We start from the raw sequence: 16,632 nt of genomic DNA on the forward strand, positions 1-16,632 counted from the left end.
AGCGCATAGGCTAGGCCTGTTCCGGCACGTACCGTCTCTGGGGAGAAACGCATGGCACCCGGCCTTCCTACCGCCATGGACCGACCGCACTTCATCGGCATCGGCGGCGCCGGGATGTCCGGAATCGCGAAGATCCTGGCCCAGCGCGGGGCCCGGGTGGCCGGCAGCGACGCCAAGGACTCGGCGACCGCCGAGGCGCTCCGGGCGCTGGGCGCGACCGTGCACATCGGACACGCCGCCGGGCACCTCGCCGACGACGCGAGCTGTGTCGTGGTGTCGTCGGCGATCCGCGAGGACAACCCGGAGCTGGTCCGCGCCGCCGAGCTGGGCATCCCGGTGGTGCACCGCTCCGACGCGCTGGCCGCGCTGATGACGGGGCTGCGGCCGATCGCCGTGGCCGGCACCCACGGCAAGACCACCACCACCTCGATGCTGGCGGTCTCCCTGACCGAGCTGGGCCTGAAGCCGTCGTACGCCATCGGCGGCGACCTGGACGCGCCCGGCTCCAACGCGCTGCACGGCGAGGGCGAGATCTTCGTCGCCGAGGCGGACGAATCGGACCGCAGCTTCCACAAGTACGCGCCCGAGGTCGCCATCGTCCTCAACGTCGAGCTGGACCACCACGCCAACTACGCCTCCATCGACGAGATCCACGAGTCCTTCGAGACCTTCGTGGGCCGGATCACCGAGGGCGGCACCCTGGTCGTCTCCGCCGACCACGAGGGCGCCCGGGAGCTGACCCGGCGGGTGCGCGACCGCGCGGTGCGGGTGGTGACCTACGGCGAGGCCGAGGACGCCGACGTGCGCGTGCTGTCGATCGTCCCGCAGGGGCTGAAGAGCCGGGTGACGGCGGTGCTGGACGGGCAGGAGCTGACCTTCGCCGTCTCCGTGCCGGGCCGCCACTACGCGCTCAACGCGGTCGCCGCGCTCACCGCCGGCGCCGCCCTCGGCATCCCGGCCGCCGAGCTGGCGCCCGCGCTCGCCGCCTACACCGGCGTCAAGCGCCGCCTCCAGCTCAAGGGCGAGGCGGCCGGCGTCCAGGTGATCGACTCCTACGCCCATCACCCGACCGAGATGACGGCCGACCTGGAGGCCATGCGCGGCGCCGCCGGTGACGCCCGGATCCTCGTCGTCTTCCAGCCGCACCTGTTCTCCCGCACCCAGGAGCTGGGCAAGGAGATGGGGCAGGCGCTGGCCCTCGCCGACGCCTCGGTGGTGCTGGACATCTACCCGGCCCGCGAGGACCCGATCCCGGGCGTGACCAGCGAGCTGATCATCGAGTCCGCGCGCGCGGCCGGCGCCGACGTGACCGCCGTCCACGACAAGGCGGACATCCCGGCGGTGATCGCGGGAATGGCGAAGCCCGGTGATCTCGTTCTCACCATGGGCGCGGGCGACGTGACCGACCTGGGCCCGCTGATCCTGGACCGACTCGCGCAGTGATGAGGGGCTGAGAGCTGATGGCGTACGACGTCGAGAAGCCGGACGAGCAGTGGCGTGCGGAGCTGAACCCGGCCGAGTACGCGGTGCTGCGCCAGTCCGCCACCGAGCCGGCCTTCACCGGTGAGTACACGGACACCAAGACCAAGGGCGTGTACTCCTGCCGGGCCTGCGGCGCGGAGCTGTTCACCTCCGACACCAAGTTCGAGTCGCACTGCGGCTGGCCGTCCTTCTACGACCCGAAGGACTCCGACGCCGTGGAGCTGGTCGAGGACCGCTCCCACGGCATGGTCCGCACCGAGGTCCGGTGTGCCCGCTGCGGCTCCCACCTGGGGCACGTCTTCGCGGGCGAGGGCTACCCGACCCCCACCGACCAGCGGTACTGCATCAACTCCATCTCGCTGCGACTGACGCCCGCGGAGGGCTGAGGCGGCGCGGCGGCCCCGGTCCCGCCGGCCGGGGCCGGGCGGAGCCCACCGCCGCCCGCCCGGGCCGCGACCCGCCGTCTTCGTGCCAAGGTGTCGCAACACCGGCGGTCTAGACTCTCCCCGCATCAGCCCAGAGCGGTCGGACCGAAGGGTACGCGGCGTTTTGATACGGATAGATGCAGTCACCAAGCGGTACCCGGACGGCACGGTCGCCGTAGACCGGCTGTCGCTGGAGATACCGGACCGCGCGATCACCGTCCTCGTCGGGCCGTCCGGCTGCGGCAAGACGACGACCCTGCGGATGATCAACCGGATGGTGGAGCCCACCGAGGGCAGCATCCTCCTCGACGGCCAGGACATCCGGCAGCAGCCGGTCAACACCCTGCGCCGTTCGATGGGTTACGTCATCCAGAACGCCGGTCTCTTCCCGCACCGCACCATCCTCGACAACATCGCCACCGTGCCCCGGCTGCTCGGCCGGAGCAGGCGGCAGGCCCGGGAGCGGGCCGCCGAGCTGATGGAGCGGGTCGGGCTCGACACGGCACTTGCCAAGCGGTACCCGTACCAGCTCTCCGGCGGCCAGCAGCAGCGCGTCGGCGTGGCCCGCGCGCTCGCCGCAGATCCGCCGGTCCTGCTGATGGACGAGCCGTTCTCCGCCGTCGACCCGGTCGTCCGCAAGCAGCTCCAGGACGAACTCCTGCGCATCCAGGAGGAACTGGGCAAGACCATCGTCTTCGTCACGCACGACATCGACGAGGCGATCAAGCTCGGCACCCGGGTCGCCGTACTGCGCACCGGCGGCCGGCTCGCCCAGTACGCCCCGCCCGCCGAACTGCTCAGCGCGCCCGCCGACGCCTTCGTGGAGGACTTCCTCGGCGCCGACCGCGGCATCCGCCGGCTCTCCTTCTTCCCGTCCGCCGGGCTGGAGTTGCAGACCGCGCCCCTGGTACCGGCCGACGCCGACGCCGGCACGCTCGCCGCCCGGGCCACCGCCGCGCCGTACCTCCTCGTCACCGACCCCGACGGCAGGCCGCTGGGCTGGAGCGAGCCCGGCCGGCTCACCGCCGGCGCCGTCGACCGGGAGCGACTGCTCGACTACGGGCGGCCGTTCGTGCCCGGAACCGACTCGCTGCGGGCCGCGCTGGACGGGGCCGTGCTCTCGCCGACCGGATGGGCGGTGGCGGTGGACGGCGAGGGGCGCGCCGTCGGTGTCGTGTCCCAGCAGGTCATCGGCGAGGCGATCCGGGCCGCCCACGGCCGGGTGGCCGAGCGGGCCGGGGAGGCGGCCGGACGATGAGCGGGTTCTTCGACCTCCCGAGCGACCTCGGGCAGAGCTGGCTCGGTCTCGTCGGGCTGCACCTGCGCGAGGCCCTGCTGCCGGTGCTGGCCGGGCTGCTCGTCTCGCTGCCCGTGGCGCAGCTGTGCGTGCGCTTCCGCTGGATCTACCCGCCCGTCCTCGGCATCGCCACGGTCCTCTACGCCATTCCCTCGCTCGCCTTCTTCGTCGTGCTCATCGACTACTTCGGCCAGAGCGAGACCACGGTGATGATCCCGCTCGCGCTCTACAGCCTGGTGGTGCTGGTACCGGCGATCGTGGACGGCGTCCGCTCGGTGCCGCCGGAGACCCTGGCCGCCGCCCAGGCCATGGGCTTCGGCGCCGTACGCCGGTACTTCCAGGTCCAGTTGCCCCTCGCCGTGCCCGCCATCATCGCCGGCCTGCGGGTGGCGACCGTGTCCAGCATCTCCCTGGTCAGCGTCGGCATGCTCATCGGCAACCAGGGCGCCCTCGGCAACATGCTCTACGCCGCCCAGACCTACGGCCGCCCCGCCCTGGCCGTGAACGCGGTGCTGACCATCGGGGTGCTGGGCATGCTCGCCGACGCCGCGCTGGTCCTCCTGCGTTTCCTGCTCACCCCCTGGATGCCGCGGAAGGGGGCCGGCCGGTGAACGTCCTCGACTTCGCGCGCGCCTTCTTCGTCGACAGCGCCCACTGGCAGGGCTACGACGGCATCCCCACCCGGTTCGCCGAGCACATCGGGTACTGCCTCGAAGCCCTGGCGATCGCCGCCGCGATCGGTCTGCCCGTCGGCCTGCTCACCGGTCACACCGGCCGGGGCGGCAACGCCCTGGCGTTCCTCGCCACCGCCGGGCGGGCCCTGCCCAGCTTCGGCCTGCTGGTGCTGATGTTCATCTGGATCGGCCTGGGACTGCTGCCGGTGATGATCCCGCTGGTCGTGCTCGCCGTCCCGCCGATCCTGGTCACCACCTACGAGGCGGTCCGCTCCGTCGACCCCTCCCCGGTGGACGCCGCCCGGGGCATGGGGATGCCCGAGGCACGGGTGCTGTTCCAGGTGGAGGTGCCGGTCGCGCTCCCGCTGATCCTGAGCGGTCTGCGCACCGCGGCCGTCCAGATCGTCTCCACCGCCACCATCGCCGCCTACGTCAGCCTGGGCGGCCTCGGCCGGTACATCATCGACGGCCTCTACCAGAAGGACTACGAGAAGGTCGTCGGCGGCGCCACCCTGGTCGCCGGGCTCGCCCTCGTGACCCTGGCCCTGTTCTGGGCGGTGTCGCGGCTCGCGGTGTCACCGGGCGTGCGCCGCAGCGGCCGGGGCTGACGGCTGTCGCCGCGACGACGGGTACGGGCCCTACGCCGGTGAACCGCCGTCAGGAGGACACCCGGTGCCCACCACCACACGCGGACCGGCGGGCGATTTCCGGCCGATGGCACTTGACTGACCGAGAAGCGGCTGGATTGGATCAACGGGTGACTTCAACGACCCATGACAGCAGGTCCATCCGGGGGAGCAGAGGCGCGGCGGTGGTCGCCCTGGCGGCGACGGCTCTGCTGGCGGGCTGTTCCTCCAGCGACAAGGCCGACAACCCCCTCACCGGCGGCAAGGCGGACGGCGACAGCGTGGTCGTCGGTTCCAACAACTTTCCCGAGAGCACCCTGCTCGCCGACATCTACGGCGAGGCCCTCAAGGCCAAGGGCATCAAGGTCACGTACAAGCCGAACATCGGCAGCCGCGAGACCACATACGGGCTGATCAAGAACGGCTCCCTCACGGTGATGCCCGAGTTCAACGGCGCCCTGCTGGCCCATCTCGACAAGAAGGCCACCCCGAAGACCCTGGAGGAGACCCAGGACGCCATCAACGCCAAGCTGGACTCCCAGCTGACCCTGCTCGACCCGGCGCCGGCGCAGTCCAAGGACTCCGTCACGGTGAACGCGGCCACCGCCGAGAAGTACCACCTCACGGAGAAGTCCTCCATCGCCGACCTGAAGGACATCGCGGGGGACCTGGTCATCGGCGGCTCGCCGGAGTTCCAGGCCCGGCAGCAGGGGCTGGAGGGCCTGAAGTCCGTCTACGGCCTCGAATTCAAGTCCTTCAAGGCGCTGGACACCGGAGGCCCGCTGACGCTGGCGGCGCTGAAGAAGAACGCCGTCCAGGTCGCGGACGTCTTCACCACGGACCCGAACATCACCAAGGAGAAGTTCGTCGTCCTGCAGGACCCGAAGAACCTCTTCGGCTTCCAGAACGTCCAGCCGCTCGTCCGCAAGGGCGCGCTGCCCGAGAAGGGCGTCGACGCGCTCAACGCGGTCTCCGCGAAGCTCGACACCAAGACCCTGCTGGAGCTGGACACCCAGGTGCAGGCGGAGAAGAAGGACCCGCTGGACGTCGCCCGGGCCTGGCTGAAGTCCGCCGGGCTCGGCTGATCCACCGGCAGCCGCCAGTCCATGGGCGCCCGTCGGCGGGTGTCCCCGGGCCCGGGGACACCCGCCGACGGGTTTCCGGTCCTCGCTCAGAGGTCTCAGAGGTCTCAGAGGTCGAACTCGTGCGGCGGCAGGTCCAGCGCGTAGCACGCCTCGCGCACCACGGCCTGTTCGGTCTTGTCGAAGTCGCCGTCCGCGCCGCCGATGACGATGCCGATCTGGATGACGGCCCGCGCCTCCGCAGGCTTCTTCTTCGCCTTGGCGATCTCCTGGAGCACGCTGACCTTGCCGAAGGCGAAGTCGGCCGTCAGCTTGTTCAGGTTGTCCTCGAAACGGCGCCGCAGGTCGTCCGCCGGGAAGTTCTGCAACACCTCGTTCGTGGCGATGAGCTGGGCCACCCGCTGCCGCTCCGAGGGATCCACCGTCCCGTCGGCGGCGGCCACCAGCGCGCACATCGCCATGCTCGCATCGCGGAACGCGCCGCTCTTCAGGTCGTTCTTCTTCGCCACCAACTGGGTCTGCATCTGCGACGCCGACTCCTTGATGCGGTCCCACAGGGCCATGTCCACTCCTCGCAACAGCCGTCGGATGCCCTCGCGGCACCCCACGGAATTTCTACAGCACTGTAGAAACTAACGGATCGGCCGGGAAGTTCCGCGGACCGGCACCGGGCCGCCGGCGTGCTGCCCACCGCCGACCGGCATCCGGACGGACTCCACCCGAGTTGTACAGTTGCGCAATGCGGCAACTTTCCGTTGCCGTAGGCCGAGACGGAGAAGGGGCCGTCATGTTCCGCAACGCCATCGAGCCCTGGCACCTGCTGGTCGTCGCGATCGTGTTCATCGTGCTGTTCGGTTACCGGAAGCTGCCCGACACCGCCCGGGCGCTCGGGAAGTCCGTGCGGATCCTCAAGAGCGAGGCGCGGGCGATGAAGGACGGGGACGGTACGGGCGGTTCCGCCGGCTGAGGTCAGGCCTCTTCGGCGTCGTCCTCCTCCCCCTCGAAGAAGTCCCCGATCTCGTCCACGGCCTCCGCGGCCACCATGCCCCCGACCACGCCCACGGCGAGGCCCGCCGCGCCCGCCGCCACGGCCGTGCCCAGCCCCGGGCCGGAGTGGTGGCCGGTCCCGGGCATACCGGCGTGGCCGTAGCCGTGGCTGTCGTGGCCGTACGCCGCGTGGCTGCCGTAGGCGTCGTGGTGCTCGGTCATCCGGCGGATCCAGCCGTCCACCTCGGCCTGCCAGTCCAGGGCCGGCGCGTCCTCGTGGCGCACCGTGAACCGGGTCAGGGCGTCGTGCCCCGCGGAGAACGGCCCGCCGCGCTTGTCCGCCTCCAGCACGATCTCCACGCCGGCGGGGGAGGCCAGGAAGGTCAGCTCCAGCTCGTTCATCGCGTGCGCGTACTGCGGGGCCGGCGTCAGCTCGATCTCCTGGTAGAACGGCAGCCGCTGGCCCGTACCGCCGATGTGGCCGTACTCCAGGTCGGCCGAGCGGAAGCCGAAGCCCAGGCCGCCGAAGGCCTCCAGCACCGCCTCCTGCACGGGCAGCGGACGGACGGCCAGCGGGTCCAGGTCGCCCTTGTCCCGGGCGCCGGCCACCGCGACCTCCGTGCGCACGCCCAGCGCGACGCCGAGCGGCTGCCCGTGCAGCTCGGTCACCGGGGTCTCCCAGGGCAGCGGCACGCTGAACGGCAGCTCGCGCTCCTCGCCCTCGCCGAGCCGGAAGCCGCCGCCCACGGTGAACCGCTCGAAGACGACCGAGCCCTCGCTCTCGCCCTCCGCGTGCTCCGCCTCCACGCGGGCGATCAGCTCCAGGCCGATGTGCTCGATGTCCACGGCCGACCCGCCGCCCCGCAGCAGCACCCGGCCCGTCAGGGCGCCGCCCGGCAGCGCCGCGCCCCCGTCCAGCACCGTGTCCACGGAGGGGCCGCCGACCCCGATCGCACCCAGCAGCCTCTTGAACACCATGCCGTAGCTCCCTTGCGCCTCGTCGTGTCCGGACGGCACTCCTTGTCCGCCCGGCTGCCCGGTGAACTCCCGGCAAGGACAGAGAAGTTCCCAGGTCACCCGTTCGAAGGACCCATGACCTGACGGGGTGACGTCGTGACGGGCGGCGAGGTGCGGCAACCGCCGTGCCAGGGGACGCTGTTCGCTCTCAAGGGCGGGAAAGCACCGACCGGTCCTGCTGTTTTGCGGCTGCTCCGGCTCCCCGTTGAAGACCGGGCGTCCGCCTCGTATCGTGACGGATCAAGGGTGCGGTTGCCGCCGCCCGGAGCCCACCGAGCGCTGTAGTACGGCTGACAGGTGTCGTATCGCGTGCGATGGACCTCTGGACTCCCATTCCCGTGCGGTGAGTTATCGTATGCGGGGGGTTGAAAACAAACCGCATGTCCTGTTCTTTTGAGGTGCGAGGAGGGGTCCGGGGATGGCGAGGCAGTTACGCGCAGAACAGACCCGCGCAACGATCATCACGGCCGCCGCCGACCTGTTCGACCGGCACGGCTACGAATCCACCAGCTTGAGCGATATCGTCGCACATGCGAAGGTCACCAAGGGTGCCCTGTACTTCCACTTCGCGGCCAAGGAGGACCTCGCCCAGGCGATCCTGGAGCTCCAGGCCAAGGCGGCCCGGCAGCTCGTGGCCGACGTCGAGAGCCGTGGCTGCTCGTCGTTGGAGGCGCTGATGCGCGCCACGTTCGGGATGGCCCGGCTCGCCGTGGAGGATCCCGTGCCGCGCGCCGGGCTCCGCCTCGCCACCGCCGACATCGCCGTACGGCCGCCGCTGCGGCACCCGTTCACCGAGTGGCTGGAGTTCGCCACCCGCAAATTCAACGGGGCCGTCAGGGAGGCCGACCTGCACGGGGATCTCGACGTCGGGGTGGTCGCCCACTCCCTCGTCTGCTTCTTCGTCGGCACCCGGGTCGCGGGCCGTTCGCTGGAACCGGTCGGGCGGCTGCCGCGCAGGGTCGCCGAGATGTGGCACCTGGTGATCCGCGGTCTGGTCCCGGTGCACCGGCGCCCCCGCTACGTCACCCTCGCCACCCATCTGGAACGGGAGGTCCGTGCCGCCTGACGCCCACGACACGGTGACGGACATGTCCCTCCGTCCCCTTCGCGCCCATGGCCCGTCAGAGCAGCAGCAGCGGCAGTGACTTGACGCCGTTGATGAAGTTCGACACCAGCCGTCCTGCCGGCCCCGCGAGCACCGGCGGGCCCGGCAGGACGCGCGGCAACTCCTCGTGCAGCAGCCGCAGTTGCAGCCGGGCGAAGTGGGCGCCCAGACAGACGTGGGGGCCGTCCCCGAACGACACATGCGGATTGGGGGAGCGCGTCGGGTCGAGCCGGTCCGGGTCGGCGAACACGCGCTCGTCCCGGTTGGCCGAGGCGTGGAACACCACGACCTTGTCGCCCGCCCGGATCCGGCGGCCCGCCAGCTCGGTGTCCCGCACGGCCGTCCGGCGGAAGGTCAGCACCGGCGGATGCCAGCGCAGCAACTCGTCGACGGCCGACGGCAGGCCGGCCGGTTCGGCGCGCAGCCTCTCGTACACCCCGGGATGCTCCGCCAGCGCCAGCAGCCCGCCCGGGGCCGCGGCGCGCACCGTGTCGTTGCCCGCCACGGTGAGCAGGAAGAAGAACATCTCCAGTTCCGCGTCCGCGAGCCCGGCGTCGTGGGCGAGCGTCGTCATGATGTCGTCGGCGGGGTGCCGGCGCTTGTGCGCCGCGAGGTGCCCGGCGTAGTCGAACATGTCCCGCAGCATCGCCGGCGACCGGGGATCGACCGGCCTGCCCGCCTGGTCCAGCACCGGCGGGGCGGCCTCGTCCGGGTCCTGGTAGCCGATGACCCGCCGGGTCCAGTCCAGCAGCAGCCCCCGGTCGCTCTCCGGGACTCCCAGCAGATCCGTCAGGTTCAGCAGGGCGTACTCGTCGGTGACGGCGGCCACCAGATCGACCGTGCCGTCCCCCTCCCGCGCCCGCGCGAGGGCACCCGCGAGCAGCGCCCGCGCCCGCTCACGGGCGACGTCCGCGAACCGCTCCACGCGCCCCGGCGTGAAGGCGCGGCTCACCAGCCTGCGCAGCCGCCCGTGCGCCGGCGGATCCTGGTTGAGCATCATCCGCCGGATGAACGGCAGATCCTCCGGATCGGGGTCGCGGATCTGGGTGGCGCCCGCGTACGAGGAGTACGTCCCCGCGTCCTTCAGTACGCGCACGACGTCCGCGTGCCTCGTCACCGCCCAGAAGCCGGGCCCGGCCGGCCAGCCCAGCACCTCCGGCTCCTCCTGCCAGGCCACCGGATGATGGTCGCGCAGCACGCGGTAGTCGTCGTAGGGCACCCCGGCGGCGTACCGGCGCGGATCGAAGACGTCCGGGATTGGCGGGGCCGCGCGCCCGCTCACGCCCGCCCGTCCCGGTCCGCGCCGGCCGTCTCCCCGGCCTCGTCCGCCCGCAGGAAGTCCTCGGCCACGCGCACCAGTTCCAGCGGGGTCTCGTCCATGGCACAGTGGCCGGCGCGGGAGAGCACCGCCAGCCGTGCGCGCGGGTACCAGGACAGCCAGGTCCGCCGCATGACCTCCGGCGACAACGCCGGATCGAGCGCACCGGCCACGGCCAGCGCCGGCACCTCGCTGCCGGTGACCTCGGCGCTGAAGTCATCGCCCGACCACGACTCCAGCCAGGCCCGGAACGCCTTGGCGTCGCTGCGCTCCAGCGAGCGGGCGACCATCCGGTCCAGCCAGGCGGCGGGCCGGTCGCCCCCGGTGGTGAAGTCGATGATCGCGCGCCGGTTCTCCGCGCGGTGCGCCGCCTCGGCGAACAGCGCCGCCTGTTCCCCGGCCAGCGGCAGGCCCGAGGCGGGCACGGGCGAGACGCCCACGATCCGGCGCAGCCGCTCCGGGGCCACCGCGAGCAGCCGCTGGGCCACCGCGCCGCCCATCGAGTGCCCGATCACCGAGAACCGCCGCCAGCCGAGCCGGTCCGCCAGTTCCACCAGGTCCACGGCGGCCTCGGCGGTGGTGTACGCGCCCGTGACGTCCCGCGCCTCGCCGTAGCCGCGCAGGTCGACCAGCGCGTAGGAGAAGGACGTGCGGTCGAGGTCCGGCAGCACGGGTGTGTACGCGGACCGGTCGGCGAACCAGCCGTGCACGGCGAACACCTTGTGGGCGCCGTCGCCGTGCACCTCATGGGGCAGCACGAAGGAGGTCATGCGCCTACCGTGGCCCCCGCGCGCGGGCACGGCAAGGCGGCCAACGCCACAACCCCCGCAGGAGTTCCCGGTTTCGCCCACGGTTCACGCGATGGTGTGATCATGTGCCTTGGTGCGGATGGGGTTTCGGGGACACGGGTAGGGCCCCGGCCATGACGCAGCCGTTCGAACTCCCGCACTTCTACATGCCGTACCCCGCGCGGCTCAACCCGCACCTGGACGAGGCCCGCGCCCACTCGACCCGGTGGGCGCGCGAGATGGGCATGCTGGAGGGCTCCGGGATCTGGGACCAGGCCGACCTGGAGGCGCACGACTACGGACTCCTGTGCGCCTACACCCACCCCGACTGCGACGGACCCGCCCTCTCGCTGATCACCGACTGGTACGTGTGGGTGTTCTTCTTCGACGACCACTTCCTCGACATGTTCAAGCGCACCCAGGACCGCGCCGCCGGCAAGGCCCACCTGGACCGTCTGCCGCTGTTCATGCCGCTCGACCCCGGCACGCCCGTGCCCGAGCCGGAGAACCCGGTGGAGGCGGGCCTGAAGGACCTGTGGGCGCGCACGGTGCCGGCGATGTCCGTGGACTGGCGGCGCCGCTTCTCCGTCGCCACCGAACACCTGCTCAACGAGTCGATGTGGGAGCTGTCCAACATCAACGAGGGGCGGATCGCCAACCCCGTCGAGTACATCGAGATGCGCCGGAAGGTGGGCGGCGCCCCCTGGTCGGCCGGGCTCGTGGAGTACGCGACCGCCGAGGTGCCCGCCGCCGTCGCCGGCACCCGGCCGCTGCGCGTCCTCATGGAGACGTTCTCCGACGCCGTCCACCTGCGCAACGACCTGTTCTCCTACCAGCGCGAGGTCGAGGAGGAGGGCGAGAACAGCAACGGCGTGCTGGTCCTGGAGACGTTCTTCAAGTGCACCACCCAGGAGGCCGCCGACATCGTCAACGACGTCCTCACCTCCCGGCTGCACCAGTTCGAGCACACCGCGCTCACCGAAGTGCCCGCCGTCGCCCTGGAGAAGGGCCTGAGCCCCGCCGAGGTGGCCGCCGTCGCCGCCTACACCAAGGGGCTCCAGGACTGGCAGTCCGGCGGCCACGAATGGCACCTGCGTTCCAGCCGCTACATGAACAAGGGCGCGCGCACCGGCTCACCGTGGCAGGTGCCGAGCGGCCCCGGCACCTCGGCCGCCGACATCGGCGCCCTCCTCGCCTCGGCCGCGCAGGACCGCCTGCGCTCCTACTCCCACGTGCCGTACCAGAAGGTCGGCCCGTCCCGCATCCCCGACCTGCACATGCCCTTCGAACTCCAGCTCAGCCCCCACCTGGACCAGGCCCGCGGCCACCTCGCCGACTGGTGCCACCGCATGGGCATCCTCCAGGAGGGGGTCTGGGACGAGGACAAGCTGGCCGCCTACGACCTCGCGCTGTGCTCCGCCGGTCTGGACCCCGACGCCACCCCCGAGGCCCTCGACCTCAGCGCGCACTGGCTCGCCTGGGGAACCTACGGCGACGACTACTACCCGCTGGTGTACGGCCACCGCAGGGACCTGGCCGCCGCCCGCCTCACCACGGCCCGGCTCTCGCAGTGCATGCCGGTCGAGGGCGAGCCGGCCGTCGTCCCCGGCAACGCCATGGAACGCGCGCTGATCGACCTGTGGGCGCGCACCACGGCCACCATGACCACCGACCAGCGGCGCACCCTGAAGTCGGCCGTCGACGCGATGACCGAGAGCTGGGTCTGGGAACTGTCCAACCAGCTCCAGAACCGCATCCCGGACCCGGTCGACTACCTGGAGATGCGGCGTGCCACCTTCGGCTCGGACCTCACCCTGAGCCTGTGCCGGATGGGGCAGGGCCCCGCCATCCCGGCCGAGGTCTACGCCAGCGGCCCGGTGCGCTCCCTGGAGAACGCCGCCATCGACTACGCCTGCCTCCTCAACGACGTCTTCTCCTACCAGAAGGAGATCGAGTACGAGGGCGAGATCCACAACGCCATCCTCGTGGTCCAGAACTTCTTCGGCGTGGACTACCCGTCCGCGCTGACCGTCGTCCAGGACCTGATCAACCAGCGCATGCGGCAGTTCGAGCACGTCATCGCGCACGAACTTCCCGTCCTGTACGACGACTTCGCACTGTCCGAGGAGTCCCGGACCGCCATGGGCGCCTATGTGCTGGACCTGCAGAACTGGCTGGCGGGCATCCTGAACTGGCACCGGTCCGTCGACCGGTACAAGGCCGAGTGGCTGGGCCGCCGCGCCCACGGCTTCCTCCCCGACAGGCCGCCCGCCGTGCCGGCCCTGTCGCTCGGCTGACGGTCGCCGAATCTCCTCGTACGGAACAAGGCACTCAGGGAACTTCGCTGACCTCTCGGGAGTCTTCAGAAGCAAGGGGAAAAACAAACGCCAACACGGGGGGTGTGCGGCCTTGACCGAGATGATCGAGAGGCTCGCCGCTGACGCCGTACCTGGCACCGTTGACCGTACCGGGCGCCGGGCAACCCGATGCTGCGGATCATGGGCCGTTTCGACGGAGCGTACGGCCGGTTCATGTACCACTGCCATCTGCTGGAGCACGAGGACATGGGCATGATGCGGCCCTTCGTCGTCATGCCGCCCGAGGCCCTGAAGTTCTCCCACGACGGGGCACACGACGGCCACGGGCACACGGGCTGAGCGACGCGGCCCCACCGATCGGCTGAGCGCCGGCGGCCTCACCCGGTCGAGTGACGGTCACACCGGCTGAGCCGAGTAGCAAGACCGGATGGCCGGGCAGCTCGGCCATCCGGTCCCGGCCGTCCTCGTCGTCCCCCGAGAGACGGGGACGACGCCTCGTCGGCCACGGTCGGCCAGGGGCAGTCACGGTCAGGCATGACTACCCTCCGCCACCCTCCGGCCAGTTTCACCCTTTCGTGTCTCGTCACCGCCCGCCGTCCCGGGTAGAGCACCAGCCGGAGGCGAGCGAACCATGGAACCGACTGTGTTGCGTCCCAAGCCGATGCCCGGACAGAACCGGGAGGGAGAAGGCGGCCAGGGCCCCGTCCGGCGTCCGCATGCCGCGCCCCGGCGCGGACGGCGGCCGCGGACCCTGCTGCTCGGCCTGGGCGCCGCCGCGGCACTGCTGCTCTGCGGCATCGCCCTCGGCATCGCCGCCACCACGCTGACCGGCACCGGCGGACCGGCCGGGCCGTCCCGCCAGGCGCCGCCGTCCGCCCCCGCGGCCCCCACGGCCGCCCCCGTCCCGCCCGGCGCGACCCTCGGCGTGGAGGTGGCCGACGGCGAGAAGGCGGGCGCGCTGGTGGTGGCCGTCCATGTGCCCGGCCCCGGCTACACGGCCGGCCTGGTCCGCGGCGACCTCGTGCTCCAGCTCGGCGCGGCCCGTGTCGACACCGCCGCCGACCTCGCCCGCGCCGTCAGCCGGTCCCGCCCCGGCCGGGCGGTGCTCCTCACCGTGCGCCACGGCAGCGGGGCGTACCAGCAGTTGACGGTGACCCCCGGACTGGTCACCTGACGCCTCCGCGACCGGCGCGCTGCCCCACCACGCCCCGGGAAACCCCTGGTCACCATCCGTCCCGCGGGTCATCATGGGCCCATGCCGAGCCGTTTCGCCGCGTACCGCGGGACGCCCGTTCCGGGGATCCGGTCGCGTGGGTCCGGCCGGGCGGGCAGGATGCTGCCCGAGACGTCAGCACCCCCTTTCCCGAGCAGCGCCCGGAGGCCCGGATGACCGGTACCACGCCCGCGCCCTTCACCGCCGCCGACTACCGGGCCCGCATGGACCGCGCCGTGCGCTCCGCGGCCGACGCCGGCCTCGCCGGACTGCTCGTGGCCCCGGGCCCGGACCTGGTGTGGCTCACCGGCTACACCCCCACCGCGATCACCGAACGGCTGACCGTGCTCGTCCTCGCCCCCGGGCGCGACCCCGTCCTCGTCGTGCCCACCCTGGAGGCCCCGGACGCCGAGCAGGCACCCGGCGCCCCCGCGCTGACCCTGCGCGACTGGACCGACGGCACGGACCCCTACGCCGTCACCGCCGGCCTCCTCGACGACCGCGGCCGGTTCGGCATCAGCGACAACACCTGGGCGATGCACCTGCTGGGCCTCCAGCGGACCCTGCCCGGCACCTCCTACGCCGCCCTCACCGACGCCCTGCCCATGCTGCGCGCGGTGAAGGACAAGGCCGAGCTGGACCTCCTGGCCGCCGCGGGGGCCGCCGCCGACCAGGCGTTCGAGGAGATCCGCAAGCTGCCCTTCGCCGGCCGCCGCGAGTCCGACGTCGGCCGGGACCTCGCCGCCCTGCTGCGCCGCTTCGGGCACGAACAGGTCGACTTCACCATCGTCGGCTCCGGCCCCAACGGCGCCAACCCGCACCACGAGGTCGGCGACCGGGAGATCCGGCCCGGCGACATGGTCGTCCTCGACTTCGGCGGCCTGAAGGACGGCTACGGCTCCGACACCACCCGCACGGTCCACGTCGGCGAGCCCACCGAGGAGGAGCGCCGGGTGCACGACGTCGTACGCGCCGCCCAGGAGGCCGGCTACCAGGCCGTACGCCCCGGCGCGGCCTGCCAGGACGTCGACCGTGCCGCCCGCGCGGTGATCGCCGACGCCGGGTACGGCGCGTACTTCATCCACCGCACCGGGCACGGCATCGGCGTCACCACGCACGAGCCGCCGTACATGATCGAGGGCGAGGAGCAGCCGCTCGTGCCCGGCATGTGCTTCTCCGTGGAGCCCGGTATCTATCTGCCCGGCCGCTTCGGGGTGCGCATCGAGGACATCGTCACGGTCACCGAGGACGGCGGACGGCGCCTGAACAACACCACCCGCGAGATGGTCACAGTGGACTGAGGCATCCCGCGAGACCCCACCCCGACGACACCGGAACGGCGACGCGCGCACCCATGACCCAGGCACCGACACCCACCGCGGACACCGTCCGCCAACTGGTCCGTTCGCTGCTCAAGGAGGGCCGCGACGGCACCGGGGGACCCGAGGTGCGGCCCGTGGCGCCGCGGCGGGAGTACACCTGGTGGATCGGCGACCGCCATGTGCTGCGCCTCGCGCCCGACCGGGAGGCGTCCACGCGCCGCCGCCGGGAACTGCGGCTGCGCGACCTGGTCCGCCCGCAGCTGCCGGTCGCCGTCCCGGTCAGCGTCGCGCACGGCGACTGGGCACCCGGGCTCGCCTACACCCTCGACACCCGGGTGCCCGGCGGTACGGCCGACGAGCACGACGTCTCCGCCGTCGGGGAGGCCGATCTCGCCGGGCTGCTCGGCGGGCTGCGCGCGGTGCCCGTACGCCAGGCCGAGGCGCTCGGCGTGCCCCGCACCGCACCGCGCTCGCTGGAGGCGCTGCGCCGGATGGCCGTGCACGCGGCCGGACAACTCGCCGCGGCCGACGAGTTCGACGCCGCCCGGCTGCACCAGCTCTCCCCGGCGAACGCGGCCCGGCTCGCCGCGCAGCCCGGTGCCGCCGTCCTCACCCACCACGGGCTGACCGGCGCGCACGTGCTGGTCGGCGCCGACGGCCGGGTGCGGGGCGTCCTGGACTGGACGCGGGCGACCCTCGGCGACCCCGCCGAGGACATCGCCGGGCTGGCCGCCGCCGTCGGCCCCCCGGCGGCCGTCCGCGCCGCCACCCTCGCCGGCTACGGCGCCCGCCCCTGCCTGCGCGGCCTGTGGCTGGCCCGCTGCGACACCGTCATCCGGTTCGCCGACCACCTCCAGGGCCGCGCGGCCGGCTCCCCGCCCCTGCTGCGCGGCCGGCTGCGGCGCGCCTGGGAGCCGATCCTGCTGGAGCGGGTCACCGACTTCCCGGAGAACGAGCCGGAACCCTGACGGCGGGCGG

At 72.4% G+C, this 16,632-nt stretch carries 16 protein-coding genes and 1 pseudogene; 13 read left to right on the forward strand and 4 right to left on the reverse strand.

What is annotated here, in order from left to right:
- Window positions 1-51 precede the first annotated feature (51 nt).
- The 6 genes from murC (at window position 52) to HB370_RS30650 (ending at window position 5,589) form a co-directional block, all read left to right on the forward strand.
- Window positions 52-1,443, forward strand: a complete 1,392-nt coding sequence (murC, locus tag HB370_RS30625) for a UDP-N-acetylmuramate--L-alanine ligase (protein WP_030777756.1) — start codon at window positions 52-54, stop codon at window positions 1,441-1,443.
- A gap of 17 nt (window positions 1,444-1,460) precedes the next feature.
- Window positions 1,461-1,868 (forward strand): peptide-methionine (R)-S-oxide reductase MsrB, encoded by a 408-nt coding sequence (msrB, locus tag HB370_RS30630; protein ID WP_030777758.1) that lies wholly within the window; start codon window positions 1,461-1,463, stop codon window positions 1,866-1,868.
- A gap of 163 nt (window positions 1,869-2,031) precedes the next feature.
- Complete coding sequence (locus HB370_RS30635; RefSeq protein WP_030777760.1) at window positions 2,032-3,165, forward strand: ABC transporter ATP-binding protein; 1,134 nt, start codon at window positions 2,032-2,034, stop codon at window positions 3,163-3,165.
- Entirely contained in the window at window positions 3,162-3,815 is a 654-nt protein-coding gene (locus HB370_RS30640) for an ABC transporter permease subunit (protein WP_030777762.1), read from the forward strand. Before HB370_RS30635 ends, HB370_RS30640 begins: the two co-directional genes overlap by 4 nt.
- A complete protein-coding gene (locus HB370_RS30645; protein WP_030777764.1) occupies window positions 3,812-4,486 on the forward strand; it encodes an ABC transporter permease in 675 nt (224 codons plus the stop codon). Before HB370_RS30640 ends, HB370_RS30645 begins: the two co-directional genes overlap by 4 nt.
- A gap of 149 nt (window positions 4,487-4,635) precedes the next feature.
- Window positions 4,636-5,589: an ABC transporter substrate-binding protein gene (locus HB370_RS30650; RefSeq protein WP_030777765.1), complete on the forward strand. Its 954-nt coding sequence runs from the start codon at window positions 4,636-4,638 to the stop codon at window positions 5,587-5,589.
- A 104-nt stretch (window positions 5,590-5,693) separates the two neighbouring features.
- Here the strand turns inward: HB370_RS30650 and HB370_RS30655 are convergent, their stop codons facing one another.
- The gene (locus tag HB370_RS30655) at window positions 5,694-6,149 is read right to left on the reverse strand and encodes a TerB family tellurite resistance protein (RefSeq protein WP_030777767.1); all 456 of its coding nucleotides are present in this window, start codon (window positions 6,147-6,149) and stop codon (window positions 5,694-5,696) included.
- Between the two features lie 224 nt (window positions 6,150-6,373).
- On the opposite strand from HB370_RS30655, the gene tatA reads away from it, so the two are divergent.
- On the forward strand, window positions 6,374-6,553 hold the full coding sequence (gene tatA, locus HB370_RS30660) for a Sec-independent protein translocase subunit TatA (protein ID WP_030777769.1): 180 nt from the start codon (window positions 6,374-6,376) through the stop codon (window positions 6,551-6,553).
- 2 nt (window positions 6,554-6,555) lie between these two features.
- Here tatA and HB370_RS30665 read toward each other — a convergent pair whose 3' ends face one another.
- A complete protein-coding gene (locus HB370_RS30665; protein WP_030777771.1) occupies window positions 6,556-7,551 on the reverse strand; it encodes a sporulation protein in 996 nt (331 codons plus the stop codon).
- Between the two features lie 457 nt (window positions 7,552-8,008).
- Between HB370_RS30665 and HB370_RS30670 the strand changes: the two genes are divergently transcribed.
- Window positions 8,009-8,656, forward strand: a complete 648-nt coding sequence (locus tag HB370_RS30670) for a ScbR family autoregulator-binding transcription factor (RefSeq protein WP_030777772.1) — start codon at window positions 8,009-8,011, stop codon at window positions 8,654-8,656.
- Between the two features lie 55 nt (window positions 8,657-8,711).
- On the opposite strand, the gene HB370_RS30675 is transcribed toward HB370_RS30670, so the two are convergent.
- Window positions 8,712-9,977 carry a cytochrome P450 gene (locus HB370_RS30675; protein WP_030777773.1) on the reverse strand — a complete coding sequence of 422 codons (1,266 nt, stop codon included), beginning with the start codon at window positions 9,975-9,977 and terminating at the stop codon, window positions 8,712-8,714.
- Entirely contained in the window at window positions 9,974-10,783 is an 810-nt protein-coding gene (locus tag HB370_RS30680) for an alpha/beta hydrolase (protein WP_030777774.1), read from the reverse strand. The genes HB370_RS30675 and HB370_RS30680 overlap by 4 nt, the downstream gene beginning before the upstream one ends.
- Before the next feature lie 152 nt (window positions 10,784-10,935).
- On the opposite strand from HB370_RS30680, the gene cyc2 reads away from it, so the two are divergent.
- From cyc2 to HB370_RS30705, 5 genes and pseudogenes are all read left to right on the forward strand, one after another.
- Window positions 10,936-13,098 carry a germacradienol/geosmin synthase Cyc2 gene (cyc2, locus tag HB370_RS30685; RefSeq protein ID WP_030777775.1) on the forward strand — a complete coding sequence of 721 codons (2,163 nt, stop codon included), beginning with the start codon at window positions 10,936-10,938 and terminating at the stop codon, window positions 13,096-13,098.
- Between the two features lie 168 nt (window positions 13,099-13,266).
- Window positions 13,267-13,458, forward strand: a pseudogene (locus HB370_RS30690) (multicopper oxidase domain-containing protein); the annotation flags it as partial.
- Window positions 13,459-13,750: 292 nt separating this feature from the next.
- Window positions 13,751-14,293, forward strand: coding sequence for a PDZ domain-containing protein (locus HB370_RS30695; RefSeq protein WP_030777777.1), 543 nt, complete (start codon window positions 13,751-13,753; stop codon window positions 14,291-14,293).
- A gap of 212 nt (window positions 14,294-14,505) precedes the next feature.
- Window positions 14,506-15,633, forward strand: coding sequence for an aminopeptidase P family protein (locus HB370_RS30700; RefSeq protein ID WP_030777779.1), 1,128 nt, complete (start codon window positions 14,506-14,508; stop codon window positions 15,631-15,633).
- Window positions 15,634-15,686: 53 nt separating this feature from the next.
- On the forward strand, window positions 15,687-16,622 hold the full coding sequence (locus tag HB370_RS30705; protein WP_167513047.1) for an aminoglycoside phosphotransferase family protein: 936 nt from the start codon (window positions 15,687-15,689) through the stop codon (window positions 16,620-16,622).
- Window positions 16,623-16,632: the final 10 nt, after the last annotated feature.

This window comes from Streptomyces sp. DSM 40868, assembly GCF_011820545.1.
GTDB classification, from domain to species: Bacteria; Actinomycetota; Actinomycetes; order Streptomycetales; family Streptomycetaceae; genus Streptomyces; species Streptomyces eurythermus.